The sequence below is a fragment of the Streptomyces sp. SAS_272 genome, assembly GCF_052543235.1.
Genome location: NZ_JBMNDR010000023.1, coordinates 1 through 24,437 on the forward strand (window position 1 = coordinate 1; position 24,437 = coordinate 24,437).

17 protein-coding genes are annotated in these 24,437 nt (G+C 72.5%); 6 read left to right on the forward strand and 11 right to left on the reverse strand.

The genetic code is table 11. The annotated features are described in order from the left end of the window. Positions 1 to 403: 403 nt before the first annotated feature. Entirely contained in the window at positions 404 to 853 is a 450-nt protein-coding gene (locus ACN6LD_RS15745; RefSeq protein WP_319196695.1) for a PTS sugar transporter subunit IIA, read from the forward strand. Between the two features lie 79 nt (positions 854 to 932). After that, a complete protein-coding gene (gene ptsP / locus ACN6LD_RS15750) occupies positions 933 to 2,603 on the forward strand; it encodes a phosphoenolpyruvate--protein phosphotransferase (RefSeq protein WP_445043516.1) in 1,671 nt (556 codons plus the stop codon). Between the two features lie 83 nt (positions 2,604 to 2,686). Here the strand turns inward: ptsP and ACN6LD_RS15755 are convergent, their stop codons facing one another. Beyond that, positions 2,687 to 3,580, reverse strand: a complete 894-nt coding sequence (locus tag ACN6LD_RS15755) for a hypothetical protein (protein WP_445043496.1) — start codon at positions 3,578 to 3,580, stop codon at positions 2,687 to 2,689. A gap of 220 nt (positions 3,581 to 3,800) precedes the next feature. Next, positions 3,801 to 5,768 (reverse strand): acetoacetate--CoA ligase, encoded by a 1,968-nt coding sequence (locus ACN6LD_RS15760; protein WP_445043497.1) that lies wholly within the window; start codon positions 5,766 to 5,768, stop codon positions 3,801 to 3,803. Between the two features lie 214 nt (positions 5,769 to 5,982). On the opposite strand from ACN6LD_RS15760, the gene ACN6LD_RS15765 reads away from it, so the two are divergent. Continuing rightward, positions 5,983 to 8,343, forward strand: a complete 2,361-nt coding sequence (locus tag ACN6LD_RS15765) for a TIM-barrel domain-containing protein (protein ID WP_445043498.1) — start codon at positions 5,983 to 5,985, stop codon at positions 8,341 to 8,343. A gap of 18 nt (positions 8,344 to 8,361) precedes the next feature. On the opposite strand, the gene ACN6LD_RS15770 is transcribed toward ACN6LD_RS15765, so the two are convergent. Next, the gene (locus tag ACN6LD_RS15770) at positions 8,362 to 8,898 is read right to left on the reverse strand and encodes an NUDIX domain-containing protein (protein WP_319196705.1); all 537 of its coding nucleotides are present in this window, start codon (positions 8,896 to 8,898) and stop codon (positions 8,362 to 8,364) included. A 205-nt stretch (positions 8,899 to 9,103) separates the two neighbouring features. On the opposite strand from ACN6LD_RS15770, the gene ACN6LD_RS15775 reads away from it, so the two are divergent. Together ACN6LD_RS15775 and ACN6LD_RS15780 are read left to right on the forward strand one after the other, a co-directional pair. Further along, positions 9,104 to 9,529 (forward strand): Zn-ribbon domain-containing OB-fold protein, encoded by a 426-nt coding sequence (locus tag ACN6LD_RS15775; RefSeq protein ID WP_319196707.1) that lies wholly within the window; start codon positions 9,104 to 9,106, stop codon positions 9,527 to 9,529. Continuing rightward, the gene (locus ACN6LD_RS15780; protein ID WP_445043499.1) at positions 9,526 to 10,716 is read left to right on the forward strand and encodes a lipid-transfer protein; all 1,191 of its coding nucleotides are present in this window, start codon (positions 9,526 to 9,528) and stop codon (positions 10,714 to 10,716) included. Before ACN6LD_RS15775 ends, ACN6LD_RS15780 begins: the two co-directional genes overlap by 4 nt. 125 nt (positions 10,717 to 10,841) lie before the next feature. Here the strand turns inward: ACN6LD_RS15780 and ACN6LD_RS15785 are convergent, their stop codons facing one another. The 4 genes from ACN6LD_RS15785 to ACN6LD_RS15800 all read right to left on the reverse strand — a co-directional run bounded on the left by ACN6LD_RS15785 (position 10,842) and on the right by ACN6LD_RS15800 (position 15,247). Beyond that, on the reverse strand, positions 10,842 to 11,447 hold the full coding sequence (locus ACN6LD_RS15785; RefSeq protein WP_319196640.1) for a GTP-binding protein: 606 nt from the start codon (positions 11,445 to 11,447) through the stop codon (positions 10,842 to 10,844). Between the two features lie 108 nt (positions 11,448 to 11,555). Then, positions 11,556 to 11,951, reverse strand: a complete 396-nt coding sequence (locus tag ACN6LD_RS15790) for a DUF742 domain-containing protein (RefSeq protein WP_266723942.1) — start codon at positions 11,949 to 11,951, stop codon at positions 11,556 to 11,558. 9 nt (positions 11,952 to 11,960) lie between these two features. After that, complete coding sequence (locus tag ACN6LD_RS15795) at positions 11,961 to 12,392, reverse strand: roadblock/LC7 domain-containing protein (RefSeq protein ID WP_319196637.1); 432 nt, start codon at positions 12,390 to 12,392, stop codon at positions 11,961 to 11,963. Then, complete coding sequence (locus ACN6LD_RS15800; protein WP_319196642.1) at positions 12,389 to 15,247, reverse strand: nitrate- and nitrite sensing domain-containing protein; 2,859 nt, start codon at positions 15,245 to 15,247, stop codon at positions 12,389 to 12,391. The genes ACN6LD_RS15795 and ACN6LD_RS15800 overlap by 4 nt, the downstream gene beginning before the upstream one ends. A 420-nt stretch (positions 15,248 to 15,667) precedes the next feature. Between ACN6LD_RS15800 and ACN6LD_RS15805 the strand changes: the two genes are divergently transcribed. Further along, positions 15,668 to 16,279 carry a hypothetical protein gene (locus tag ACN6LD_RS15805; RefSeq protein WP_445043500.1) on the forward strand — a complete coding sequence of 204 codons (612 nt, stop codon included), beginning with the start codon at positions 15,668 to 15,670 and terminating at the stop codon, positions 16,277 to 16,279. Positions 16,280 to 16,345: 66 nt separating this feature from the next. On the opposite strand, the gene ACN6LD_RS15810 is transcribed toward ACN6LD_RS15805, so the two are convergent. The 4 genes from ACN6LD_RS15810 to ACN6LD_RS15825 form a co-directional block, all read right to left on the reverse strand. Further along, a complete protein-coding gene (locus ACN6LD_RS15810; protein ID WP_445043501.1) occupies positions 16,346 to 20,986 on the reverse strand; it encodes a hypothetical protein in 4,641 nt (1,546 codons plus the stop codon). Positions 20,987 to 21,049: 63 nt separating this feature from the next. Then, entirely contained in the window at positions 21,050 to 21,928 is an 879-nt protein-coding gene (locus tag ACN6LD_RS15815) for a hypothetical protein (RefSeq protein ID WP_319190907.1), read from the reverse strand. 76 nt (positions 21,929 to 22,004) lie between these two features. Beyond that, positions 22,005 to 23,531: a hypothetical protein gene (locus ACN6LD_RS15820; protein ID WP_319190909.1), complete on the reverse strand. Its 1,527-nt coding sequence runs from the start codon at positions 23,529 to 23,531 to the stop codon at positions 22,005 to 22,007. Between the two features lie 58 nt (positions 23,532 to 23,589). After that, positions 23,590 to 24,318: a GntR family transcriptional regulator gene (locus tag ACN6LD_RS15825; protein WP_319190911.1), complete on the reverse strand. Its 729-nt coding sequence runs from the start codon at positions 24,316 to 24,318 to the stop codon at positions 23,590 to 23,592. Between the last annotated feature and the right edge of the window lie 119 nt (positions 24,319 to 24,437).

Here is a 24,437-nt window from a genome sequence, read left to right on the forward strand (position 1 = left end):
CACGCTGTTGAGTTCTCAAGGAACGGACGCTTCCTTCGTACTCACCCTCTCGGGCTTTCCTCCGGGCAGTTTCCCTTCGGTCTTGCGTTTCCGACTCTATCAGGGTTTTTCCGACCCTCTGACCACCGTTCCGCAGGCATGCGGAAGCCGATCAGAGAAAGGATCTGACAAGTTGGATGCTGCTCGGGAAGCGTGCTTGATCGCGTCGCTCACCCTCAGGCAGGAGTACGACTGTACACGCGGCCCCAGAGGCGCTGCAAATCGACTAGGCTAGTGGTCTAGACCACGGATCGGGATCTCTCGTGCGGAACAGGTACTTCATATGACATACCCTGCTGCAGAGTGCGCCTTCGTGGACAGGCAGTGACGGCCCATGTACATCTCCACCCCTGGGAGGCTCCCCATGACCACCGTGACGTCCCCTCTTGCAGGACGCGCCATCGGACTGGCCGCTGTGCCGGATCCGGTCTTCTCCGGGGCCATGGTCGGCCCGGGAACGGCGATCGACCCCGTGCGTGAGCCTTCCGAGGCCGTCGCCCCCGTGGACGGAGTGATCGTCTCCCTCCACCCCCACGCCTTCGTCGTCGTCGACTCCGAGGGTCATGGTGTGCTCACGCATCTCGGAATCGACACCGTGCAGCTCAACGGCGAGGGCTTCGAGGTTCTCGTGAACAAGGGCGACACCGTGACGCGCGGCCAGAGCATCGTGCGCTGGAACCCGGACGCGGTGGAGAAGGCCGGCAAGTCCCCGGTCTGCCCGGTCGTCGCGCTCGAAGCGAGCGCGGACTCGCTCCGTGAGCTCCGCGAAGACGGCGACGTGAAATCCGGCGACGTCCTCTTTTCCTGGCAGTGACACCGCCGTCCTCATGACGAAGGCGCGCAGGACAACCACCGCGGCGGCGGGGCCCGCCGCACTAACGGAGACGGGTGAGATGGAGACAACGCTGCGAGGCGTCGGCGTGAGTCACGGTGTGGCGATCGGCGAGGTTCGGCACATGGGTACGGCGGTGCTCGAACCGCCTGCGAAGCAGATACCGGCGGAGGAGGCGGAGCGCGAACAGGGGCGCGCTCGCAAGGCCGTGGAAGCCGTCGCAGCCGATCTGACGGCACGGGGCAATCTGGCGGGAGGCGAGGCCCAGGCGGTGCTCGAGGCCCAGGCCATGATGGCTCTGGACCCCGAGCTGATGGTCGATGTGGACCGGCGTATCGCCGTCGGCAGCACCGCTGAGCGTGGTGTGTACGACGCTTTCGCCGCCTATCGCGAACTGCTTGCCGGCGCCGGGGAGTATCTCGCCGGACGCGTGGCCGACCTCGATGACGTGCGGAATCGTATCGTCGCCCGTCTGCTGGGCGTCCCCATGCCGGGGGTCCCGGACAGTGACGAGCCCTACGTGCTGGTCGCGAGGGATCTGGCGCCCGCGGACACGGCGCTCCTGGACCCGACTCTGGTGCTCGGCTTCGTGACGGAGGAAGGCGGCCCGACGAGTCACAGCGCGATCCTCGCCCGTGCCCTCGGGGTACCGGCCGTCGTGGCCCTGCCGGGCGCCGGCGAACTGGCCGAGGGCACGATGATCGCGGTCGACGGCAGCACCGGCGAGATCTTCGTGAACCCGAGCCGCGAGAAGAAGGCGGAGCTCGAGGCCGCTGCCGCAGCGCGCAGGGCCGCGCTGGCAGCTTCGACCGGACCGGGCGCCACCGCCGACGGGCACAAGGTGCCGCTGCTGGCGAACGTCGGCGGGCCGGCGGATGTAGCGGCTGCCGTCGAGGCCGGGGCGGAGGGCGTGGGGCTCTTCCGCACGGAGTTCCTCTTCCTCGACGACAGCAAGAACGCGCCGACGGAGGAGAAGCAGGTCGAGGCCTACCGTCAGGTGCTGGAGGCCTTCCCCGAGGGCCGCGTCGTCGTGCGGGTGCTGGACGCCGGCGCCGACAAGCCCCTGGACTTCCTGACTCCGGCCGACGAACCCAACCCTGCGTTGGGCGTGCGCGGGCTGCGGACGCTGCTGGACCACCCGGACGTCCTGCGGACCCAGCTGACGGCGCTGGCCAAGGCCGCCGAGGGGCTGCCGGTCTACCTCGAGGTGATGGCCCCGATGGTCGCGGACCGCGCCGACGCGAAGGCATTCGCGGACGCGTGCCGGGAAGCGGGGCTCCACGCGAAGTTCGGCGCGATGGTCGAAATCCCGTCGGCCGCTCTGCGGGCTCGCTCCATCCTGCAGGAGGTGGAGTTCCTGTCGCTGGGCACGAACGACCTCGCGCAGTACACGTTCGCCGCCGACCGGCAGGTGGGCGCGGTGTCGCGTCTGCAGGACCCGTGGCAGCCGGCGCTGCTCGACCTCGTCGCGCTGTCCGCCGAGGCGGCCAGGGCCGAGGGCAAGAGCTGCGGTGTCTGTGGCGAGGCCGCGGCCGATCCGCTGCTGGCGTGTGTGCTGACGGGGCTGGGGGTCACCTCTCTCTCCATGGGGTCTGCGTCGATTCCCTATGTGCGGGCTGCTCTGGCGAAGTACACGATGGCGCAGTGCGAGCGCGCCGCGGCGGCCGCGCGAGCGGCGGACAGCGCCGAGGAGGCTCGGCAGGCGGCGCAGGCTGTGCTGTCCGGCGAGTAGCGGTCGAGTGGCCGGCTGTCCGCCGGGTGGCAGGGGCGCTCCGCCTTCGGGTGGAGCGTCCCTGCCGCGTGGGGCGGTCCGCGTCAGTGCTGGTGCCCCGGTGTCGGGCCTTCCGCGCCGAGGTCCGGTGGGAAGCAGTAGTCGACACCGGACTCGGGTGAGATGAGGTCGCCCGACTCGACGTCGGTGCAGTAGGCGTCGAAGACCTCCCCGGCGGTCAGGGGTTCGAGCCCGTCTCCGCGCACGCGCCATCCGTAGATCTGGTCGGAGGCTCCGGGGGCGGTGGTGCGCATGACCAGGCCGCCCGGGCCCTGGGTGGCGAGGCCGAGGGCGAGGACGGTGGTGAACTCGAGTGCTTCGGCCTCGTCGAATCGTGTGACGCCGCCGGCCTCCTCGTCCGCGTGGAGGACCGCTACAAGGGTTTCCGGTGCCGCCGTGACGCTGCAGACGAGGTGTCGGTCCCCGGGTGGGGCGGTGTCGAGAATGCGGGCGACGAGGGCCGACGCTCGGGTGAAGGCGGCGCGGCCGATGTCCTCGCCGCAGGTTGCGCAGGCTCCGAGACGGGCAAGCAGGGTGGCCGCGTACTCCCAGGTCGCCCGGCGGACGGCTTCGTCCACGAGGGCCGGCACGAGGTCGACGAGGGGCTGCCCCTCGTAGGGGATGGTGGGTCCGGTGGTCGCGAGTTCTGCGGTGAAGCGGGTGCGGTGGGCGGGGATGTCGGGGTCGAGCCCCCTGTCGGCGCAGTACTCGGCGTATTCCTGCGGGTCGAAGAGGGCCACGGTGGTGTGGGTGCCCTGCAGGGCACGTGTCCTCAGGAGGTCCTCTACCTGCTGGAGGTAGGTGACGTGATCGTCGAAGGTGAAGGTGCGGTAGTGCCGCATGGCCCGGAAGTCGTGCTCGTCGGTGAGCAGGCCGATGGTGCCGGCGATCTCGCGGCGCAGAACGCGCCGCATGGCCTGGTGGTCGGTGTGTGCCATGTTCTCCCCCGGTGTGCACGGTCGATCAATGCTCACTCACAGTAATCGACGGCACTGACAGCGAGGTCCGCGCTGAGCCGGCACCGGATGCTTCTCGAGCAAAAGTGCAGCTCGCAGCGTTTTACGGTCGGCGGGGCCACCTCTCGGGGGTGTGGCCGAGCGTGATGGACCCGTCGGTGCGGTGTGGCGGCGTCGGACGTGGCACCGCACCGGCAGGCGTTCAGGACCGCTTGCGGGCGAGGTCCTCGTAGAAGTGGAGAAGGCCGAGGTTGTCGATGGAGCCCGGGTTGACTGCCTTCTCCAGGGGAGTGCCCTGCAGGAGTCGCTTGATCGGGACCTCGATGCGTTTGCCGGTGAGCGTGTGCGGCACACCGGGCACCTCGATGACCTCGTCCGGGACGTGCCGCGGCGAGAGCTGCTCGCGGATGGACTGCTGGATGCGGCCGAGGAGGGCCTCGTCGAGGGCGGCTCCCGGGGCGAGGTGGACGAACAGGGGCATCCAGTAGCCGCCGTCGGGCTGCTCGATGCCGATGACCAGGGATTCCCTGATCTCGGGGAGGCGTTCGACGACCTCGTAGATGTCGGCGGAGCCCATGCGCACGCCCTGGCGGTTGAGTGTGGAGTCGGAGCGGCCGTGGATGACGACGGAGCCGCGGGAGGTGATGGTGATCCAGTCACCGTGACGCCATACGCCGGGGTAGGTGTCGAAGTAGCTGTCGTGGTACCGGCTGCCGTCGGGGTCGTTCCAGAAGCGGACCGGCATCGAGGGCATGGGGTTGGTGACGACGAGTTCGCCGACCTCGTCGATCACGGGGCGCCCGTTCGCGTCCCAGGACTGCAGGTCGGTGCCGAGCCCCGGCGCCTGGAGCTCGCCGGTGTGGACGGGCAGGGTCGGCACGGCTCCGGCGAAGCAGGAGCACACGTCGGTTCCGCCGCTGACCGAGGCGATCCAGAGGTCGTCGCGCACTTCGTCGTGCAGCCACCGGAAGCCGTCGGGCGGCAGGGGTGACCCCGTGGTGGCGACGCACTGGACCTTGGAGAGGTCGAAGTCCCGCGCGGGGTGCACTTCCGCTTTGCGGCAGGCCATGACATAGGCGGCGGAGGTGCCGTAGAGGGTGGCGCCCGTGCGTTCGGCGATGCGCCACTGGGCGCCCGTGTCGGGATGGCCGGGGCTGCCGTCGTACAGCACGATCGTCGTGCCGGTCAGGAGGCCGGAGACGAGGAAGTTCCACATCATCCAGCCGGTGGAGGTGTACCAGAAGAAGCGGTCTTCGGGGCCCAGGTCGCAGTGCAGGCCGAGCTGTTTGAGGTGCTCGACCAGGATGCCGCCCTGGGACTGGACGATGGCCTTCGGCAGTCCGGTCGTGCCGGACGAGTAGAGCACCCACAGGGGGTGGTCGAAGGGGACCTGTTCGAAGAGGGGTTCCTCGTCGGCGGCGGTCAGGGCCGCCCAGTCCAGGGCCCCCTGGGGCGGCTCCGTGCCCAGCACGGGGATGTGGACCACCGCGCGAAGGGTGGGGAGTTCGGCGCGCAGCTCGGCGACGACGTCGCGGCGGTCGTGCTCCTTGCCGCCGTAGCGGTAGCCGTCGACGGTGAACAGGACGACGGGTTCGACCTGCTGGAACCGGTCGAGGACGCTGCGGGCGCCGAAGTCGGGGGCGCAGGAGGTCCAGACGCCGCCGACGGCGGCCGTGGCGAGGAGAGCCACCACGGCCTGAGGGATGTTCGGGAGGTAGCCGCTGACGCGGTCCCCGGGGCGGACGCCCAGGGCACGGAGCTCGCCTGCCAGTGAGCCGACCTGGCGGCGCAGCTCCGACCAGGTGACCGGCGTCGGTTCGTGGGTCTCGTCGACATACAGCAGGGCCGGTTCGGCCGGGCGGGTGGCGGCCGCGCGCAGAGCGTGCTCGGCGTAGTTCAGCGTCGCTCCGGGGAACCACCGGGCACCGGGCATGGAGCGGTCGCCGAGCACGCGCGCGTAGGGCGTCGAGAATTGCACGTCGAACCACTGGGTCACGGCCGCCCAGAACGTTTCCAGTTCGTCGACCGACCAGCGGTGCAGGGCCGGGTATCCGCCGTGGGACGGCGCTCCGTGCTGCTCGGCCGCCCAGGTCTGGAACTTCGTGATCTGGGCCCGGGCGATGCGCTGGGGGTCTGGCCGCCACAGCGGCTCTGGGTTCACGGTCGGCATGGGGCGGCTCCCGGACTCGGCGCGTCGTGTGCGTCACCCGCGCACGAGCTGGGGTGGTGCGCGTGACGCGGCTGACACGGACGATGCCATGTGATCGACTTCAGCACCAGGGTGGGCTCCACACAGTCCGTGTCGTGAAGATGTGGTCCGGCCACGGATGAACGGAAGTTGAACGACCCGCGCGCGTGGTGCGGTCAGTGACAGGGTGAACAGCATGGACGGTCGTGACCTGGTGCGTTCGGTGAAGGCGGTCGGCTCCTCGGGAGCCGTCCAGGGGTTGCGCATTGTCCGGGCCGCGTGGCGCAGGAGGCGTGTCGACGCCGCCGCCCTGCCGGGGCGGGGGCCCGAGCGGGCGCGGGTGCCGGGTCCGGTGCTGGCGGCGGAGCCGGGGCCCGGAGGGGGGACGCTGCGGTTCGGCCGCTCCGTGCTGAAGATCCACGTCGCCGTGAACGGGGCCGTCTTCTGGGGCTGGGACGGCGCGGAGCCGGAGCCGTCGTACGCGCTGGCCGGCCGCTGTCCGGAGCCGGACCCGCGGGCGGTGCTCGAGCCGGACAAGGACGGCGGCTGGCGGGTCGTCGCCGAGCGGGTGACGGTCGTGGTCTCACGGCACGGCGCTGTCGAGGTGTGCACGCCCGGGGGCGTGCTGTTGCGCCGCGATCTGCCGCCTCGGTGGTGGGAGCCGCTGGACGGTGGCCCGGGACGCTGGCTGCAGCGCTCGGAGGTGGCTGCGGACGCGCGCTTCTTCGGTCTCGGCGCCAGGGCGTCCGGGCCCCGGCTTCGCGACGGGTCGTACCGGCTGTGGAACACCGATCCGGGTCACGCGTTCGGTCCCGGGGACGATCCGCTCCACCTCACTATGCCGGTGCATCTGGTGGTGGCCGACGCCGCCACCCATCTGGTCTTCCACGACAGCTCGTGGGACGGGACGGTGACGCTGCGGGAGGGCGTGGAAGGGGCGGGGTCCGGGCACGACCGGCTCGGCGCCTGTGAGGTGCGGATGGACGGCGGCCCGCTGCGCTGCTGGGTGATCGTGGGCACCCCCGCGCGCGTGCTCCTCGCCTGGGCGTCGCTCACTGGTCCGCCCGCGGTGCCGCCCGCGTGGGCGCTCGGTCACCATCACGCGCGGTGGGGGCTGGGCGGCGAACAAGAGCTGCGTGAGATCGTCGCGGGCTACCGCGAGCACGGGCTGCCACTCGACGCCGTGCACCTCGGCATCGGCCACGCTGACGGGAACCGGGATTTCGCGGTCGACCAGGACCGCTTCCCGAAACTGCCGGTGCTGGCCGAGGAGTTGCGTCAGGAGGGGATACGTCTGGTGTCGGTCGTCGCTCCCGCGGTCCGGGCTGAGGCGGGCGGTGCGGTGTACGAGGCCGGAGTCGCCGAGGACGCGTTCGTGCGGGAGCCGTCGGGACGGCTCGTGGAGGGTGTCGTGGGGCCCGGGGAGTCGGTGTTCCCGGATTTCACGCACGCGCGGGTGCGCGCCTGGTGGGGAGGTCTCTACGCCGAGCGCCTGGGGCAGGGCTTCGCCGGTTTCCGGCACACCATGGACGAACCGGCGTCGTCGGCGGCGTTCGGGGAGTCGACGCTGCCCCGGTCGGCCCGGCACGCGCTGGAGGGGCGCGGCGGTGATCATCGGGAGGCTCACAACGTGTACGCGCTGTGCATGGCCCGGGCGGCCTGGGAGGGGCTTCGGCAGCTGGCTCCGGACGAGCGTCCGTTCGTCCTCTCGCGGTCCGGCTGGGCGGGTCTGCAGCGGTACGGCGGCACCTGGGCCGGGGAGGTCGCCCCGGGCTGGCCGGGGCTGCGGACCTCCCTGTCGCTGGTGATGGGGCTCGGACTGTGCGGGGTGCCGTACTCGGGGACGGACGTGGGCGGCCTCGACGGCGATGCGACGCCCGAGCTGTATCTGCGGCGGCTGCAGCTGTGCGCCTATCTGCCGCTGTTCCGTACGGGTGCGCATCCGCGGGCGGGGCGGCGGGAGCCGTGGGAGCTCGGTCCGGAGATGCTGGAGCACGTGCGCGTGGCGCTCGTCGGACGCCGGCGGTTGATTCCGTACTTCGTGACGCTGGCGCATCAGGCCCGGCGTACCGGTGCTCCCTATGTGCGCCCGGTGTGGTGGGGGGCTCCCCGGAACCGGGCGTTGCGCGACAGCGAAGACGCCTTCCTGCTCGGCGAGAGCCTCCTGGTGGCGCCCGTGCTCGCACCGGGGATCGACCGTCGCCCGGTGCAGCTGCCGAGGGGGCACTGGTTCGACACGGCGACGGGGCGGGCTTACCGGGGGCCGGGGCGGGTGTTGGTGGACGCTCCGCTGTCGCGTATCCCGGTGCTCGCGCGCGCGGGGGCCGTCGTGCCGGTACTCGGGGACGACGGTGAACTTGAGCTGGAGGTGTGGGCGCCGGCCCGTGGGCGGACGGGCGGCGGCCTGGTGGTGCGGGACCCCGGCGACGGCCGGCGGGAGCCGGAGATCGAGCGGTATGTCGCCCGCTGGAAGGGTTCTCGGGTGGTCGTCGAGCGGGAGGGCGAGGACGGCGGGCACGCACCGCCCTGCCCGGTACGCGTACGCGGGCTCGGCTGACGGCGGTCCGGACGGACCTCAGATGTAGCGACCCTCGAAGAACGCCCGTACGGCGAGCGTGTGCAGGGGGAAGGCCACCTCCTCCGCTCGGCGCAGGAGGTGCCAGCCCTCGGTCTCGTCCGTGGCGGCGGAGACGGGCAGCCGGTCTGCGGGCCGCTCGGGGAGGAGTCCGAACAGCAGCAGGTGGCCGTCGGGGGAGCTCATGGCGTCGGCGAGCCGCACGTCACGGGGCGCGGCCTCGATGCCGGTCTCTTCTCTGAGCTCGCGCGCGACGGCCTGCCGCCAGTCCTCACGGTCGTCGATGAATCCGCCGGGCAGGGCGATGCCTCCGCGCGCGGGGGCGATGGTTCGGGTGATGACGACCAGGGCGGTGCCCTTCTCGTCGTACACGGGCTGGAGCGCGACGGCCACCGGCAGCGGGTTGCGGTAGGCCACGGCGGTGCAGGCCCGGCAGGTGCGGGGCCAGCCGGTGACGCCCTCCCCGTAGGGCGCCCCGCAGCTCGAACAGTGGGAGTCGCGCGCGGAGTTCGAAGTGGGGTGCAGAGTTTCGGACACGCGGCGGAGCGTATCCGATCTTGCGGAGAGTGGTGTACGGGGGCTGCGGGGCGTGGGACCCATGAGGACCGAGGCGGAGGGAGCCCGGACCGGTGAAGTCCGCGTCCTGCCTTGTCCCTGCCCAATCAAGGGTGACCGTGGCACAATCTGACGTCCCGTCAGGTTCCGTGTCCGGGAGGCATTCTTGTCACGTACACGCACGCCGGTGGTCGCCGGGTGGTTCACCGGAGAGGGAGACGGCTTCAGGTTGCTCGGGACGCGCTGCGCGGCGTGCCGGTCGGTCTTCTTCCCCCGCGAGGACACGTACTGCCGTAACCCGGGCTGCCTCGGCGGCGACCTGGAGGAGGTCCCGCTGTCGCGGCGCGGACGTGTCTGGTCGTACACGGACAGCCGGTACCGGCCTCCGTCACCGTACGTGACCGATCCGGAACTTCCGTGGGAGCCGTACGCGTTGATCGCTGTGGAGCTGGAGTCCGAGCGGATCGTGGTGCTGGGACAGGCAGTTCCCGGGATCACCGTCGCCGAACTGGCGGTGGGCATGGAGGTGGAGGTCGTCCCGGGGGTGCTCGACGAGGACACGGAGACGACCTGGACGACCTGGTGGTGGCGGCCTACGGGGGTGGCGGGATGACAGCGGACGTGGCGGTGCTGGGCGCGGGGATGCACCCGTGGGGGAAGTGGGGGCGCAGCTTCGTCGAGTACGGCGTGAGGGCGGCGCGTGCGGCCCTCACGGACGCGGAGGTGGACTGGGCAGAGATCGGCTCGATCGTGGGCGCGGACACGGTGCGGGGCGGGTATCCGGGGTATGTGGCCGGGGCCACCTTCGCCAAGGCCCTGGGGTGGCAGGGGGCCAAGGTCACCAGTGTGTACGCGGCCTGCGCGTCGGGGGCCCAGGCGATCGACACCGCGCGGGCGCAGATCCTCGCCGGGATGGCGGACGTGGTGCTCGTGGTGGGCGCCGACGCCGCACCCAAGGGATTCTTCCGTCCCGCGGGAGGCGACCGTCGGGACGACCCGGACTGGCTGCGGTTCCGCGTGCTCGGCGCGACCAACCCTGCGTACTTCGGGCTGTACGCGCGTCGCAGGATGGCGTTGCACGGCGACACCCTGGAGGACTTCGCGCAGGTCAAGGTGAAGAACGCGGCCGTGGGGGCGTTGAATCCGAACGCGCGCTACCGCAAGCGGGTCACGGCGAGGGAGGTCGCCGCCTCCGCCGTGGTCTGCGATCCGCTGCGGTTGCTGGACATCTGCGCGACTTCGGACGGCGGGGCGGCACTGGTGCTGTCCAGCATGGAGTTCGCGCGGCGACGGGGTGTCGCCGACCCGGTGAGGATCAGGGCCGTGTCCACCGTGACCCCCCGGTACCCCCACACGGTGCTGGATCTGCCGGACATCGCGACCGACTCGGCGGCGGGGGTCGAGCCGGCCGGGGAGCCCTTCCGGGCGTCGATCGCCCGAGCCGCCTACGAGGAGGCGGGCATCGGCCCTGAGGACCTGTCGCTCGCCGAGGTCTACGACCTCTCCACCGCACTGGAGTTGCAGTGGTACGAGGACCTGGGACTGTGCGGCGGCGGTGAGGCCGCAAAGCTGCTGCGGGAGGGCGCGACCTCGCCGGGCGGCCGCATACCCGTGAACATGAGCGGTGGGCTGGCCTCCTTCGGGGAGGCCGTGCCGGCGCAGGCCATCGCCCAGGTGTGCGAGGTGACCTGGCAGCTGCGCGGGGAGGCGGGCGATCGCCAGGTCGCGGGCGCCCGTGTCGCCCTCACCGCGAACCAGGGCCTGTTCGGTCACGGTTCGGCGGTGGTCGCGGTGCGGTGAGGGGGCGGCCGCGCGAGCACCGGCGCCTGCGCCTGCCGGCGCGCCAGGGCCGTCACCGGGAGCGCGGGGCCGTCGAGGCTGTGCCGCGCGCGGCACAGCCGGTGGGTGCGCCGGTCGGCCGGCTCTCAGGTGGTGACGGTCTGGCGGCGTTCCGCGCCGAAGTCCATGGCGTGCTGGACGACGCCGACCAGGACGTCCCGGACGGACCTGCGGTCGCGGGCGTCGCACAGCACCACCGGCACGTCCTCGTCGAGGTCGAGGGCCCCGCGCACGTCCTGCTCCGGGTAATGGGCGGCGCCCTCGAAGCAGTTGACGGCGACGAGGAAGGGGATGGAGCGCCGCTCGAAGTAGTCCACGGCGGCGAAGCAGTCCCCCAGCCGGCGGGTGTCGGCGAGCACGACGGCGCCGAGCGCCCCCTCGGAGAGCTCGTCCCACATGAACCAGAATCGCTCCTGGCCCGGTGTCCCGAACAGGTAGAGCACCAGGTCCTCGCGCAGCGTGATGCGCCCGAAGTCCATGGCCACGGTGGTGGTGTGCTTGGCCTCGACGCCGGTGGTGTCGTCGACCGGGCGGCCCGCCTCGGTGAGGTACTCCTCCGTGCGCAGCGGTTTGATCTCGCTGACGGCGCCGACGAGGGTGGTCTTGCCCACCCCGAATCCGCCCGCCACCAGGATCTTGAGCGTGACGGGCTCGACCGGGGGCTTGCCGCGCTCAGAACGCCCGAAGATCATCGATTGCTTCTCCTGCTCGATGGCTTGACTGGGGGGTGCTCCGCCGCAGGGACCGGCCCACGGCGGCCGGCCGGTCACGTCGTCGTCCGCGTTTCACTTCGGTGCTGCTCACAGCGCTCGGAGGCCGTTGATCACGTCGCGCAGAATACTCTCGTCCGGCAGTTCGGCCGGGGGCACCGGCCGGTTCACATGGACGAACTCGGCGTCCACGAGGTCACCGACGAGGACCCGCACCACGCCGATGGGCAGATTGAGTTCGGCGGCCAGTTCGGCGACCGACTGCGGCGCCTGCCGGCACAGGTCCACGATGTCCACGTGCTCGGGGGACAGTGAGGAGTCCGCGTCCGGATCGTCGGCATGAGGCTCGACGACGACGAGCGCGATCAGGTCGAGGCGGTGCTGGACCGCACTGGTGGTGCGGCCTCGCGTCATGGCGTACGGACGGACGACCGGTCCGGCCTCGTCGTCGAACCAGTGACTTGTTCCCTGACCGTCTGTGCTCATGCCGTCTCACTACCCGCCCGAGGGCAGATCGGTGCGCGGGGTGGTGGCCAGATGTGCGCCGACCCGCTTGACCAGCAACGTCATCTCGTACGCCACGAGGCCCACGTCGGAGTCGGCGTCCGAGAGGACGGCGAGGCAGCTGCCGTCGCCGGCCGCCGTGACGAACAGGAACGCCTCGTCGAGTTCGACGACGGTCTGGCGGACGCTGCCGGCCTCGAAATGGCGGCCGACGCCCTTGGCGAGGCTGTGGAACCCGGAGGCGACGGCGGCCAGGTGCTCGCCGTCCTCCCGCGACAGGTCCTTGGACACCCCCGTCGCCAGGCCGTCGCCGGAGAGGACGACCGCCTTGCGGATGCCGGCGACCCGGTCGACGAGTTCGTCGAGAAGCCAGTTCAGCTCGCCGTTGTGGGTGGTCTGGTCGGTCGCCTTCGGTGCGGTCATCGACCGTCCCCCTTTGTCGTTCCTCGTGGTGCTGTGCCGCTGTGGGCGTCGTCGCCCGCGGCGTTCTCTACGCGGCCGCGCTGCCAGCCTCGCTGGAGCGAGGCCATACGGCTGCGGACCTCGTCGGCGTCACGGTCGGCGGGATCGGCCGCCTTCGGCGCCTGGGCGGCCTGGCCCTGCCTCAGCTGCGGCGCCAGGTTCGCCTGCCGCACGCGCCGGGGCAGCGCTCCCGTCCCCGAGGCGCCGGTGTCGCCCGTCGGGGCGGCGGCCGAGGCCGTGCTTCCGACGACGCCGTCGGGGCCGCCGTCCGGTGCCGACGGCTGCCGGACCCGGCGCGGAAGCCCGGGCGGCTGGGAAGACTGTGCCGGGCCGCGCCCCGAAGGGTCCGGCAGGGCGGGGCGCTCGGGTGCGCCGCCACTGCGCGGGATCTGCGCCGTCGTGCCGCGGCGGCGCGACGGCAGGGGCGCCGGGCCCTCGTCCGCCGGGCGGCGGGAGCCAGGCCGGACCGGGGGCTCCGGGTCGGTGTCGGCACGCAGCGGCCGCGGTTCCGGCACCGGACGGCCGTGCGAGCTGACCAGCTTGGGCGTGCGGCGGCCGGGCAGCAGCGGGACCGGCGCGGCGGGGTCGTCGGCGGGCTTCGCCGGGTCGCCGAGACCGGCGGCCGGTGCGCGGGAGTGGTCGGCGGCGTGAGCCGTGGGGTCGTCGTCGCGGGTGAGCGAGCGGCGGGGACGGAACAGCCCGCCGTGGTCGTCCTCGTCGTCCAGAACGGCCGGGAAGCCGCCGAGGGCGTTCAGGTCGACGGGCGACTCCAGTTCGACGGGGCCGTCGAGCATCGAGACCGGCAGGCCGGGAAGCTGCGCCCCGGCCGGGGACAGCGCGGGCCTGCGTGACTCGGCCGGCTCTGCCTCCTTCGGGGGCCGGGGACGGTCGAGCCGGAAGCCGATGCCGTTGGTGTCGGGGACGTCGTCGGTCAGCAGCGCGTCGGGGATGAAGACGACGGCGGTCGTACCGCCGTACGGCGAGGGCTGCAGGGAGACGCGGACGTTCTGCCGTTGGGCGAGCCGGCTGACCACGAACAGTCCGAGGCGGTCGGTGTCGGACAGTTCGAACTCCGGCGTCTCGGCGAGCCGGAGGTTGGCCTCCAGAAGTGCCTCGGGCGCCATGCCGAGGCCACGGTCGTGGATCTCGAGGGTGAAGCCGTTGGCGACCCGGTCGCCGAACACCTGGACGGCGGTGTGCGGCGGGGAGAACACCGTGGCGTTCTCCAGGAGTTCGGCCACCAGGTGGGTGAGGTCGGCGACGGCCGGGCCGGTCGCGGCGATGCGTGGCAGGCGGCGGACCTCGATGCGTTCGTAGTCCTCGACCTCGGCGACCGCGGCGCGCACGATGTCCATGAGCTGGACGGGCTTGCGCCACTGCCGGGAGGGGGCTGCGCCGGAGAGGATGACCAGGCCCTCTGCGTGCCGGCGCATACGCGTGGTGAGGTGGTCGAGGCGGAAGAGGTCGGCGAGCTCCTCCGTGTCCTCGGTGCGGCGCTCCATGGTGTCGAGCAGGGTGAGCTGCTTGTGCAGCAGCACCTGGCTGCGGCGGGCGAGGTTGACGAACACCTCGGAGACCCCGGAGCGCAGTTCGGCCTGCTTGACGGCGGCCTCGACGGCGGCGCGCTGCAGGGTGTTGAGGGCCTGGCCGACCTCGCCCATCTCGTTCTTGTCGTACTCCAGCCGCGGCACCTCCGTCTCCACGTCGACCTGCTCGCCCGCCGACAGACGGCGCATCACGCTGGGCAGCCGCACGCCCGACGCCTCGTGGGCGTCCAGCCGCAGCTGGCGCAGATCGCGGATGAGGCCGCGGCCGATGCGCACCGACAGGACGAGGGAGACGAGCAGGGCGATCAGCCCGAAGACGCCCGCGACGACCGCCTTGACGATGACCTCGATCGCCACCGGCCGAACGCGGTCCTGGTAGCGGTCGTTGGCCTGCTCGTCCAGGGCGCCGAGTTCGGCGAGGACGTTTCCGGCCGCGGTGTCCCAGTTCCGGGCGCTGACACCGCGGGGCAGGTCGCCGGACGTGCCGCCGATGACGGCCTGTTCGGCCGTGCGCAGCGTGGCGGTGGTGGCGTTCTTCCAGAAGGCCTCGTAGCGCTGCCTCTCCGCGGTGGGCAGTTGGGCCAGGCTGATCTCGTAGATCACCTCGCGCTGGGCCACGAGGTCGGAGACCTCACGGATCTCCTCGCGGCGGAGCCGGCCCACGACGAGTGCGGAGCCGAGCAGCGCGTCCTCGCGGGAGAGCAGTTCACGCGCGCGGGCGACGCTGACGAGGGCCCGGTACTGCTTGTCCATCTCCACGCTGTCGACCACGTCCAGCTTGGACAGCAGGGTGTAACAGGGGTCGATCAGCTGGGTGTAGAGGTTCAGCGCCTGGGTCCGTGTGACGCTGCGCTCCTCGACGCTCCGGCGCAGCGAGTCGATGCCGTCGAACCCGTCCAGCACCACGGTGAGGCCCTCGCCGTCGTCCTGGTCCAGGACGTCGCGGACGTCGGGGTCCTGTGCGTTCCTGCGGATCTCGGCGAGCGCCTCGTCGGTGGAGGTCCGGGTGCGCCGCAGCGCGGTCAGCGCGTCGGAGGCGCGAGGGTCGGCGAGGTAGACGAGGGTCTGGCGGCGTTCCTGCTGGACGACGCGGACGGTGTCCTCGAGGGGGTAGCCGACCTTCTCGACGACGGCCGACACGGTGAACAGCCGACTCGCCTCGCGGCCCGTGAGTACCGTGGCGAAGCCCCAGACGGCGGTCAGGGACACCAGCGGCACGAGAAGCAGCGCCACGATCTTCCGGCGGATCGACTTCCCGCGAAAGCGCATGGCCTCCCCCAGCTCGAACCCCCACCGGTCGGGGGTACGCATGTGCGTCAACAAACGGCGAGAGCCTACTACCGACACAGAGTTAACTCGAAGAGCCGTCCGGAACCTGAACTTCCGTACCGAGGGCGAGACATGGCGTGTTGTCCGAGAATCAGGGGAGATGACAGCCCAGAATCAGGCGTCCCGGGCCCGGACGGATCCGGTCGACTCCGCGCATGAGTTGGCCAGAATTTTTCGCAACGAGGGAACAATCAGGGCACGTCGAGCGTCCTTCTCCATGGGAGCCGGGGGCGGAATCGGCCACACAAGCCGTATGCCGCACCTGGGCGGCGTACATCAGCGCAAGCCGGGCAGCCACTGGGGAGCCGGGTCTTCGATCCGGAGGCGAGCGGTCTGCTGGCGGTGGGGAGTGACACGGTGATGGGCACGGCGGAGCGGCGTGAGGCGTCGGAGGACAGTACGGCGGCGGGCAGTACGGCGCTGCGGGACCCTGTGGCATCGGACGGCGGCAGTCCGAACGGGCAGGTACGGACGGAACGGCCGGCGCGTACCGCGAGCACGGCCGGGTCGGCAGACCGGAGCGTGCCGGCGGCCACCGGTGGCGGTGGCGGTGGCGCCTCCGGGCGACAAGGGCGGGTCGTCTACCGGCCGTTGTGGGTGGAGGAGCCGGCGAAGCGGCGTCGCATGCCCGACCCGGTGCGCACGGCGGCCGTTCGCGCGGTGCTCGTCATCGCCGTGACGCTGATCCAGGCGATGGTCGCCTTCCTGTGCACACTGGCCGGATCCTGGCTGGCCTTCCCCATGGTGATCAGCAGCGTGGTCAGCACGGTGCTGGCCACCTGGGGCGCGCTCGACGTCTGGGTGACGCGCCAGGTGTGGAACCAGCGCAACGGCGTGGTGTCGACGCCGAGCAGCACCGCGCGCGCTCTGCGACGCGAGCAGCGCAAGGCCCGACGACAGGAACGGACCGCCGAGCGGGCGCAGGAGCGGATACGCAGGCAGGGCGGCGCCGGGCAGCTGTCCCACCCCTGAAGGCCGCACGCTCTCCCCGGGGCCGGGGAGAGCGTGCCCGCGGTTCTCCTTGAGCCGTACGGCTCGTCAACCGGCGTTCGGTGCGGGTCGTTTGTACATCCGCGTCGCCGTGATCTCGCTGTGCGCCTGCACCGCGTCGCCGTCCGCCGCCGGGGTCTGCTGCGGCAGACCCGGCCGCAGATGCTCCTCCACACTGATGTACTTCAGGCCCGCCCGCAGGTCGGCGTCATTGCGCAGCCGGATGACCAGCGGGAACTCCGCGAGGGCCGTGGTGTCGAACAGGCCGGTGGTGTAGAGGAGCTGCACGCCGAGCGCGTCCGAGACCGCCCTCTGGAGTTCCAGCAGATAGGTCGCGTTGGCCCGCCCGATGGGGTTGTCGAGGAACAGCGTGCCGGCGTAGCGGTGCTTGTCCCTGCCCCGGTCGTTGCTCCTCAGGGCCGCCATCGTGCAGTACAGGGCGATGGCTGCGGTGAGCAACTGGCCGCCGGAGAAAACGTCGCCCATCTGTCCGACGGGAACGCGCTCCGCTCGCAGGACGGCGTCCGGCTTGAGGATCTCGACGGCGACGCCTCGGGGCTGCAGGGCCGCGCCGACTCCGCGCAGCAGCAGCGACATGCCGTCACGCCGCAGGTCGGAGTTCTTCTTCACGGCCGCGCGCGTCGCCTCGTCGATGACCTCGCCGAGCCGCTCGACGAGGGTCGCCTGGTCGGGCTCCTCGAAGCGGATGCGCAGGAACTCCTGACCCGACCACTCGCCGAGCCCCTCGGGCAGCCGGGAGAGCCGCTGGGCCGAGCGCAGAGTGGCCAGCGCTGACTCGACGAGCCCCCGCAGACGGTCCACGATCGAGTCCCGGTTGCGCTCCAGCTGCGCCAGTTCGTCCGTCAGGACGCGCAGGCGGGGAGCGAAGGCGTCCGCCCACTTCTGCGCGTGCTCCGGCAGCGCGGAGGCGGGAAGTTCGCGGATCTGCTGGCGCGCGGGGGTGCGCACCTGCTCGTAGCGCGTGGAGTTGGCGTGCCGGACGAGCACATCGCTCGCCTCGCGCACGGACGACTCAGCGGCGGAGAGGTCGGCGGCGCAGCCGCGCAGTGAGCGGCGGGCCTCGGCGGCCGACCTGCGCGCCTCCTCCAGGACGCCGGGGTAGGGCTCCGACTCCTCCTGCTCTTCCTCCGGGCTGTGTTCGCGCAGCAGGTCTCGGAGCATCGCGGCGATCTCGTCGAAGCCGCCTGCCGCGTCCTCGGCGGCCCGGTGGGCGGCCAGGAGCTCGGCGTGCGCCTCGCGTGACTGCTCCAAGGCCTCGGCGCGGGCGGCGAGCTCGGCGGTCGCGGTGCGCAGCAGCGCCTGGGCGTGCTCGGCGTCGCGGGGCCGGAGCTCCTCGGCCAGCTCGGTGTGCGCCTCGCCGTCCTCGGGCGCGAGCCGTTCGTGTTCGCCGCGCAGCCGCCCGAGCTGCTCACTGGCGGTGGACATGCGGGTCTCCAGGAGCTGCACCAGCTCCTCCGCCCGTGCCGCGGCGGCCTGCCGGGAGGGCCCGTCGGAGCCGTCGGGCGACTGGAGCAACTGTTCGGCGCGGGTGCGGACCTTGTTGCTGAGCCGGTCCAGTTCGGTGCGGGCCGCGCTCTCGTCGCTCTCCGCCCGGGCCTGTTCGGCGCGCAGGTCGGCGCCGACGCCGACCTTCTCGTACAGCAGGGACGCGGCCCGGTAGGCCTCACGCAGCGCGGGCAGGGACGCCGTGGGCGCGGCCGTCCCGTCCTGCGGGACGTCGTCGGGGGCGCAGGCGATCTCGGCGCGCTCGGCGCGCAGCGCACGCGCGGTGCGGCGGGCGTCGTCCGCGGCCCGCTGGGCGCCGCGCCGGTCCTCGTCGGCAGCCCTGGCGCGCTCCAGGCAGGACTGGGCGCGGGCCTCCGACTCGGCTGCCTCGTCGGCGAGTTCGCGCACCTTGACCTGCCAGCCGGCGCGTTCGCGCAGCCGGAAGGCGAGCCCGGCGAGGGCGTCGGCGGCCCGCCTGGCCCGCTGCGCGACCTCCTGGTGTTCGTCGCGGGCCTGGGCGGCCTCGGCGGCGCTCTCCTCGGCCTCCGCGCGCACGCCGCGCGCCTCGGCCAGCTCGGCCTCGGACTCCTCGGCGAAGGAGCGCGCCTCCGCGGCGGCGCGGGCCAGCTCGGCGAGCCGCCCGGCCGGACAGCCGGCCCGCCAGGACGCGAGGCGCGCGGACAGCTCCCGGTCCTTGGCGAGCCGCCCCGCGAGACGGCGGATGTCCTCGTCGCGCTCGGTCGCCCGCGCACGCAGCGCCTGCCGCTCCTCGTCGGCGGCGTGCTCGTCGTGCATGGCCGGGTTCGGCGGGACGAGGAAGACCTCGCTCCGGGCGCCGCCGTCGGAGTCGACCGGCGGGGTCGGGGCGAGCAGGGCGGCGGCTGTGCCGACGGCCACGGCGGAACGGGGCAGCAGTGCGGCGGCGCCGAGCGCCTCACGCGCGCGTGCGTGGGAGCCGGGGTCGGTGATGATCACGCCGTCGACCAGTTCCGGCCGGGCGGCGAGCACACGGGCGTGGTCGGCGGGGTCGACGGCCTGGGCGAGGTAGCGCCAGCCGGGCAGGGCGGGGATGCCGTGCTCGCCGAGGAACTCGACGGTGGCGAGGACGTCCGGGCCGGGCGGCAGCAGTCCGCCGTCGCCCAGGGCGCCGAGGATGCGGGAGTCGTCGGCGGCTGCGGTCCGTAGGTCGAAGAGCTGCCGTTCCGCGGAGGAGACGGCGTCGTCGAGGAGTTCGCGCAGTTCGTCGGCGCAGCGGTCCAGGTCCTCGGGGGCCAGTGCGGAGCCGTCGTCCGGCGCGCCGTCCTGCCTGGGCTGGGGGATCCGGGGGCGGGTTCCGCGGCCGGTCAGCCCTAGCAGTTCCGCGAGGCGTTCCTCGCCGGCCAGGGATTCGGCGAGCCGCCGCTCGGCCTCGTAGGAGCGCTCCGCGCCCGTGGCCGCGTCGGCGGCGCGGGCGGCGGTGAGTTCGGCGCGGGACTCCGCCGAGGCGGCCTCGCGCGCGTGCTCGGCGGCCCGGGCCGAGGTTTCGCGGGCGGTGTCCCAGGCGGCCACGGCCGTCTTCTCGGCGTCGCTTGCGGCGAGGGCCGCGCGGGCCGGGTCGGCGTCGGGGGCGCTGTCGTCGAGCCAGCCCGCGCGTACGGCTTCGGCGGTCTCCTGTTCGACCTCCGAGAGCCGCTGGCGCAGGTGTCCCACCTCGCTGCGGGCGCGCTGGGCGTCGGTCGCGGCGGACGTGGCGTCGCGGTGGGCGGACTCGCCGACCTCCTGGAGCGCGGCCGAGCGCTCCTCCTCCTCGTTGGCGAGGGTCTCGGCGCCGTCGGCGGCGGCGTGCAGGGCACGGACGAGATCGACGGCGGCCCGGGCACGGGCGGCGAGTGCGGGGGCGGCGTCCCGTTCGGCTTCCTGGATCGCGGCAGACACGCGTGCCACACGGTCGGCGGCGGCCCGGTGGCGCAGTACTGCCTCGGCCGCCTGCCAGGCGGAGTGCAGGGTGCGGGCGTCGGCGAGTTCGCGCTTCTGCGCGGCTGCGGACTTCTCCGCGGCGGCGAGGGCCAGCGACGCGTGCCGGAAGGCGAGTTCGGCGGCGATCAGGGCACTGCGCTCCCGTGCGCCCTCGGAATGCGTGACGGCGTAGGCGGCGGCCGTGACCCGCTGGGCGAGGTCGCCGGCCCGCGTCTTCTCCCGTACGCCCCGCGCGGACAGCCGGCGGGCCAGCGCGCGGGTGCGTCGCTCGGCCGCGGCGTGGACCTCACGCGCACGCGCGCGCGACCCGGCAGCCTCGACGATCCGCCCGAGCAGGTCCGCCGACCCGGCGGTGAAGTCCCGCTCGGCGATCAGCTCGGCGCGCCGGCCGAGCTTGTTGCCGAAGCCGCTGACCAGGTCGGCGAGCCCGTCGGTGTCGCGTGTGTCGGTGACCGCGCGCAGCAACAGGTCGGTGAAGTCGGAGTCCTTCTTCACCGCGAAGAGGCCGGCGGCCTCGCCCTCGTCGGCGTTCATCTCCCGCTGGTAGCGGAAGAGTTCCGGGTCGAGGCCCAGTTCGCCGAGGTGCTCGATCCAGCGGTCGTGGATCTCCTCCCAGTGCACCTCCAGGTGCGGATACGCCTTTCCGGCCTCGGTGATGGCGTCCCGGAAGCCTTTCATGGTGCGTCGGCGGCCCTGTGCCCCGGAGACGCCCTCGACGGGCGGGCGGACGGCGGTGGCCTCGGCGACGGGCAGGTTGTCGAGGCTCAGCCCGGGCCCGGGCCGGAACGAGTACCAGGCTTCCGCGAACTTGCGCGGGTCGTTGGACACCTGGCGTCCGCGCCACTCGCTCGCCTTGCCGACGACCACGCACTCGCCGGTGAGCACGTGCTGCCACTCGAGCGCCACATGTCCGCAGTCGTCGGCGAGCAGGAACTTGCGCAGCACCCCGGAGCTGGCGCCGCCGAGGGTGTTGCGGTGGCCCGGCAGCATCACGGAGAAGATCAGCTTGAGCAGGACGGACTTGCCGCCGCCGTTCTCCAGGAAGAGGACGCCCGCAGGGGCGGGCCGGCGCGGCGGGCCGACCGGCTCCTCCTGGAAGAACTCCGCCTGGGTGGGGGCGGGGTCGGGCACGACGTCGCCGACGCCCCGCAGGTCTAGCACGGTGTCGGCGTAGCGCGCACCGGCAGGGCCGATGGAGTAGAGGCGGACCCGGGACAGCTCGTACATGGCGGACTCTCGTAAGTCTTCGGCAGAACAGGGGGGTGCGGCGCCCTCAGGAGAGGGGGTGCCTCAGGAGTGGAACGGCAGCCCGGCGTCGGCCACCAGTTCCAGTTCGTCGCTCTCCTCGGCGGGCAGCAGCGTCGGGACGCCGTCGGTGACCGGGACGACTCCCAGCTCCAGCAGTTCGGCCATGGCGGCGGCGCCCGCCATGTCGCGTACCTGGAGCTGGTAGCGGGCGGTGGTCCGGTAGGTGCCGCCGCTGTCGTCGCCGGTCCGCTGCAGGAAGCCGGAGTCGGTGAGGAAGGCGACGGCCTTGCCGACGATGCCGGTGGTGGAACCGGCGAGTCTGCGCGCGTCCTTGGTGGCGCCGGTGGCGCTGCGTCTGGCCCAGATCCGCCAGGCGGCCTCCAGGCCGGGCGCGTCGCTCGCGGGGTCGGTGTTCTCGCCCTGCTGCTCCGCCCGCTCCTCCAGCCGGCGGCAGGCCTGGCGTACGAAGGCGTCGACGCCGTTGACGCTGACCCGCCCGATGTAGCCGTCGTCGGCCAGGTCCTCAGGTCGCGGATAGGCCATCGCGGCGACGGCGAGGTGCGCGAGGCCGTGCAGGAAGCGGTCACCGCCGTCGGCGGACGTACGACGCGCGTAGTCGCCCATGCGGACGGCGAAGACCGAGTCCTCGGCGGCGGTGACCGCCATCCCCGCGCGCGGGGACACCTCCAGCACGATCAGCCCCAGCCCTGCGGCGACGGCGTCGGCGAGCCGCGCGAAGGCAGGATCCTCGCGGTGGCGCCGCAGCAGCTCGGCGTACTCCTGGTCGCGCGCGGGCTGCAGTCTGGGCTGGAGCCCGAAGGCGACGAGCCGCGCCGCGTCGGCGGCGTCGGCGGGGGTGACGGCGGTGTGCGCCGCCGGAGCGGGTGCCTCCGTGTCGCTCCACTCGACGTGCTCGGTCACGGCTTCGGCTCCTCGGTGTGCGTGTACGTATACGTGGGTGTCGGCATGGGCTCGTGGATGCGGCGGCCGGTCCGGCTCATGCCGCCTCCGTGCGGTCCGCCGCCATCCCCGCGGCGTCGAGCAGCGCCGTGCCGACGATCAGGTCGGCCCCGCCGAATTCGGGGTCGTCGAGCTCGGTACCGTCGTCGACGGCGAAGAGCAGTTTCTCCTCGCCCTGCCGGTAGGCGGTGCCGACCGCGGGGCTGGCGGCGTGCACCGCCAGCAGGGCCACCAGATAGGGCAGTTCGGGGTCGGCCCGTCGTGCTTCGGCCAGCAGCCCGGACAACCGGCGCGGGGCGTCCGCGGGCAGGTCGAGCAGGTTCTTGGCGGCGGTCAGTTGCTCCTCGCTGAACCGACTGTCGTCCGGGGTGGCGATGAGATCCGGTTCCGGCATCTCCGCTCCGAGGTGCTCGCGCTCCACCGGCGGCGTCAACAGGAGGTCGACGAGATCGCCCAGCCGCACGGCTCCGGGTGTGCGCAGACCGGTCCCCCGGGCGAAGAACGCGTCGGTGACACGGACGGCCTGCTCCAGCGGCAACGGCAGCACGGGGGTGACGAGGTGCCCGTAGAGGTCTATGCCCGAAGAGGTCATGGGGGTGGCGAAGGCCTGCCGGTCCTGCTCGGCGCGGAACAGCGGGCCGGCCTCCAGCAGCCGGGACTGCAGCTGGGTGTGGCGGCGGATGCAGTCCTTGACGATGTCGACGAGCTCGGCGGCCCGCCGCTTGTTGTCGGCGTCCTCGATCTCGTCGCGGGCCTTGCGGATGTTGGTGAGGATCGCGTTCTCGTGGCGATAGCGGTCCGCGACGTGGTCGAGGGCCTCGGCGATCATGTCGGGCACGGCGTTGAGCCAGTCCACCGCGCGCACGTTGCGCCGGGTGGCCTCCAGGGCGCGGCGCAGCGTCTCCGAGTACTGCACGGTGCGGTAACGGGCCTGCTCGGCGGCGAGCTGGGCGTCGGCGAGACGGCCGCGGCGGATCAGTACCTCGAGCTTGACCTCGGCGGCGATCTGCGCGCTGGTGACATCGGTGTCGAGGGCCCCGACGAGGACGTTGACGGCCTCGTCGGTCGTCCGGAGGTAGACCGCGCCGCCGTACCCGGGGACCTCTTCGATCAGCTTGAAGTCGTAGTCGCGGCGCACGTAGGTGCCGTCGGGCGCGAACGTGCCGTAGGCGGCGCGGAAGCCGCGGTCGACGCTGCCCACGTTGATCAGGTTCTCCAGGACCCAGCGGGCCACCCGCTCGTGCTCGGCGACGGGCCGCCGGGGCGCCTGGGCGGCGATGCGCGGCAGCAGACGGGCCACTATCTGGTCGTGGTCGGCGCCGGTGTCGAAGTCCATGTTCAGCGTGACGAGGTCGATGGCGGCGAGGGCGATCTCCGCCATGCCGTAGACCGAGTACTCACCGGCGAGATTGGCCTTGCGCGCGTCGAGGTCGTGGATCGGCGCGGTGCAGGCGAGCGCACGCAGCCGCCGCGCCAGCCCCTCGTCGGCCGCCGGACCCGGTGCGGGGCGCGGCGCCGCGCTGAGCTGGGGCGGAACACGGTCCGTCGAAGCAGGCGAAGTCACGCTGCACAGACTAGGTCCTCGGTCTGACATCGACCCAAACGACGCAGAGCGACCGTCGTCACGGAGCCGCGAGAGGGCCCCGGTCGTCGTGCGGGGGCTCCTCGCTCACCCGCCGCCGGTAGACCTCGACCACCCGCTCGAGCGAGTCGGCGAGGTACACCTCGAGCAGTCTCTCCGCCTCGGCCCTGTCGCCGGCCTCGAGGGCCTGGAGGATCTGGCGGTTGCGCTGGAGGTAGGGCTCGTGCAGCCGGCGCGGGTCCTCGACGAGGTGGAAGGCGAGGCGCAGCTCGGCGAAGACGCTGCGCATCAGCTCGTCGGTGCGCGCGCTCTCGGCCAGGGCCACCAGTTCCCGGTGGAAGTGGAAGTTGGCGGTGCCCAGTCCCTTCCAGTCGTTCTCGAGGGTCGCCAGCTGCCCTTCGGTGACCGCAGCCCGCAGGGCGTCCAGCGCGTACGGGGGCTCGCCCAGCCCCCGGACGACGGCGCACTCGACGAGGGCGCGGGTGCGGTAGATGTCCTCGACGTCCTGCACGGTCAGGACCCGGACGAACACCCCCCGGTTCAGCTCGTGGACGAGCAGGCGCTCATGGGTGAGCAGCCGGAACGCCTCGCGCAGCGTGTTGCGGGAGACCCCCAGCGCCCCGCCGATGCTGTCCTCCGAGAGCCGTGTGCCCGGCGGGAAGTAGCCCTCGGCGATGCGGCTCCTGAGGATGTCCGACACCCGCTCGGCCGTGCTCGTGCGGCCCAGGAGGGCGCGGTCGTCGGCCAGTGGGGCCAGCTGCTCTGCCATGCCCGGAATTCAATCGCAGACAGAGGAACGTGACAACAGGGGTATTGAAGGATCGTTCAACGATCCTCTACCTTCGATTCATGGCGCCGCCCGTCCCCACCGCGGCGACCCGCCTCACG

What these genes read in the sequence shown, in the direction of transcription:
- ACN6LD_RS15745 (WP_319196695.1), top strand. Translation starts at nt 404, where the DNA reads ATGACCACCGTGACGTCCCCTCTTGCAGGACGCGCCATCGGACTGGCC.
- ptsP (WP_445043516.1), top strand. Translation starts at nt 933, where the DNA reads ATGGAGACAACGCTGCGAGGCGTCGGCGTGAGTCACGGTGTGGCGATC.
- ACN6LD_RS15755 (WP_445043496.1), bottom strand. Translation starts at nt 3,580, where the DNA reads ATGGCACACACCGACCACCAGGCCATGCGGCGCGTTCTGCGCCGCGAG.
- ACN6LD_RS15760 (WP_445043497.1), bottom strand. Translation starts at nt 5,768, where the DNA reads ATGCCGACCGTGAACCCAGAGCCGCTGTGGCGGCCAGACCCCCAGCGC.
- ACN6LD_RS15765 (WP_445043498.1), top strand. Translation starts at nt 5,983, where the DNA reads ATGGACGGTCGTGACCTGGTGCGTTCGGTGAAGGCGGTCGGCTCCTCG.
- ACN6LD_RS15780 (WP_445043499.1), top strand. Translation starts at nt 9,526, where the DNA reads ATGACAGCGGACGTGGCGGTGCTGGGCGCGGGGATGCACCCGTGGGGG.
- ACN6LD_RS15785 (WP_319196640.1), bottom strand. Translation starts at nt 11,447, where the DNA reads ATGATCTTCGGGCGTTCTGAGCGCGGCAAGCCCCCGGTCGAGCCCGTC.
- ACN6LD_RS15790 (WP_266723942.1), bottom strand. Translation starts at nt 11,951, where the DNA reads ATGAGCACAGACGGTCAGGGAACAAGTCACTGGTTCGACGACGAGGCC.
- ACN6LD_RS15795 (WP_319196637.1), bottom strand. Translation starts at nt 12,392, where the DNA reads ATGACCGCACCGAAGGCGACCGACCAGACCACCCACAACGGCGAGCTG.
- ACN6LD_RS15800 (WP_319196642.1), bottom strand. Translation starts at nt 15,247, where the DNA reads ATGCGCTTTCGCGGGAAGTCGATCCGCCGGAAGATCGTGGCGCTGCTT.
- ACN6LD_RS15805 (WP_445043500.1), top strand. Translation starts at nt 15,668, where the DNA reads ATGGGCACGGCGGAGCGGCGTGAGGCGTCGGAGGACAGTACGGCGGCG.
- ACN6LD_RS15810 (WP_445043501.1), bottom strand. Translation starts at nt 20,986, where the DNA reads ATGTACGAGCTGTCCCGGGTCCGCCTCTACTCCATCGGCCCTGCCGGT.
- ACN6LD_RS15825 (WP_319190911.1), bottom strand. Translation starts at nt 24,318, where the DNA reads ATGGCAGAGCAGCTGGCCCCACTGGCCGACGACCGCGCCCTCCTGGGC.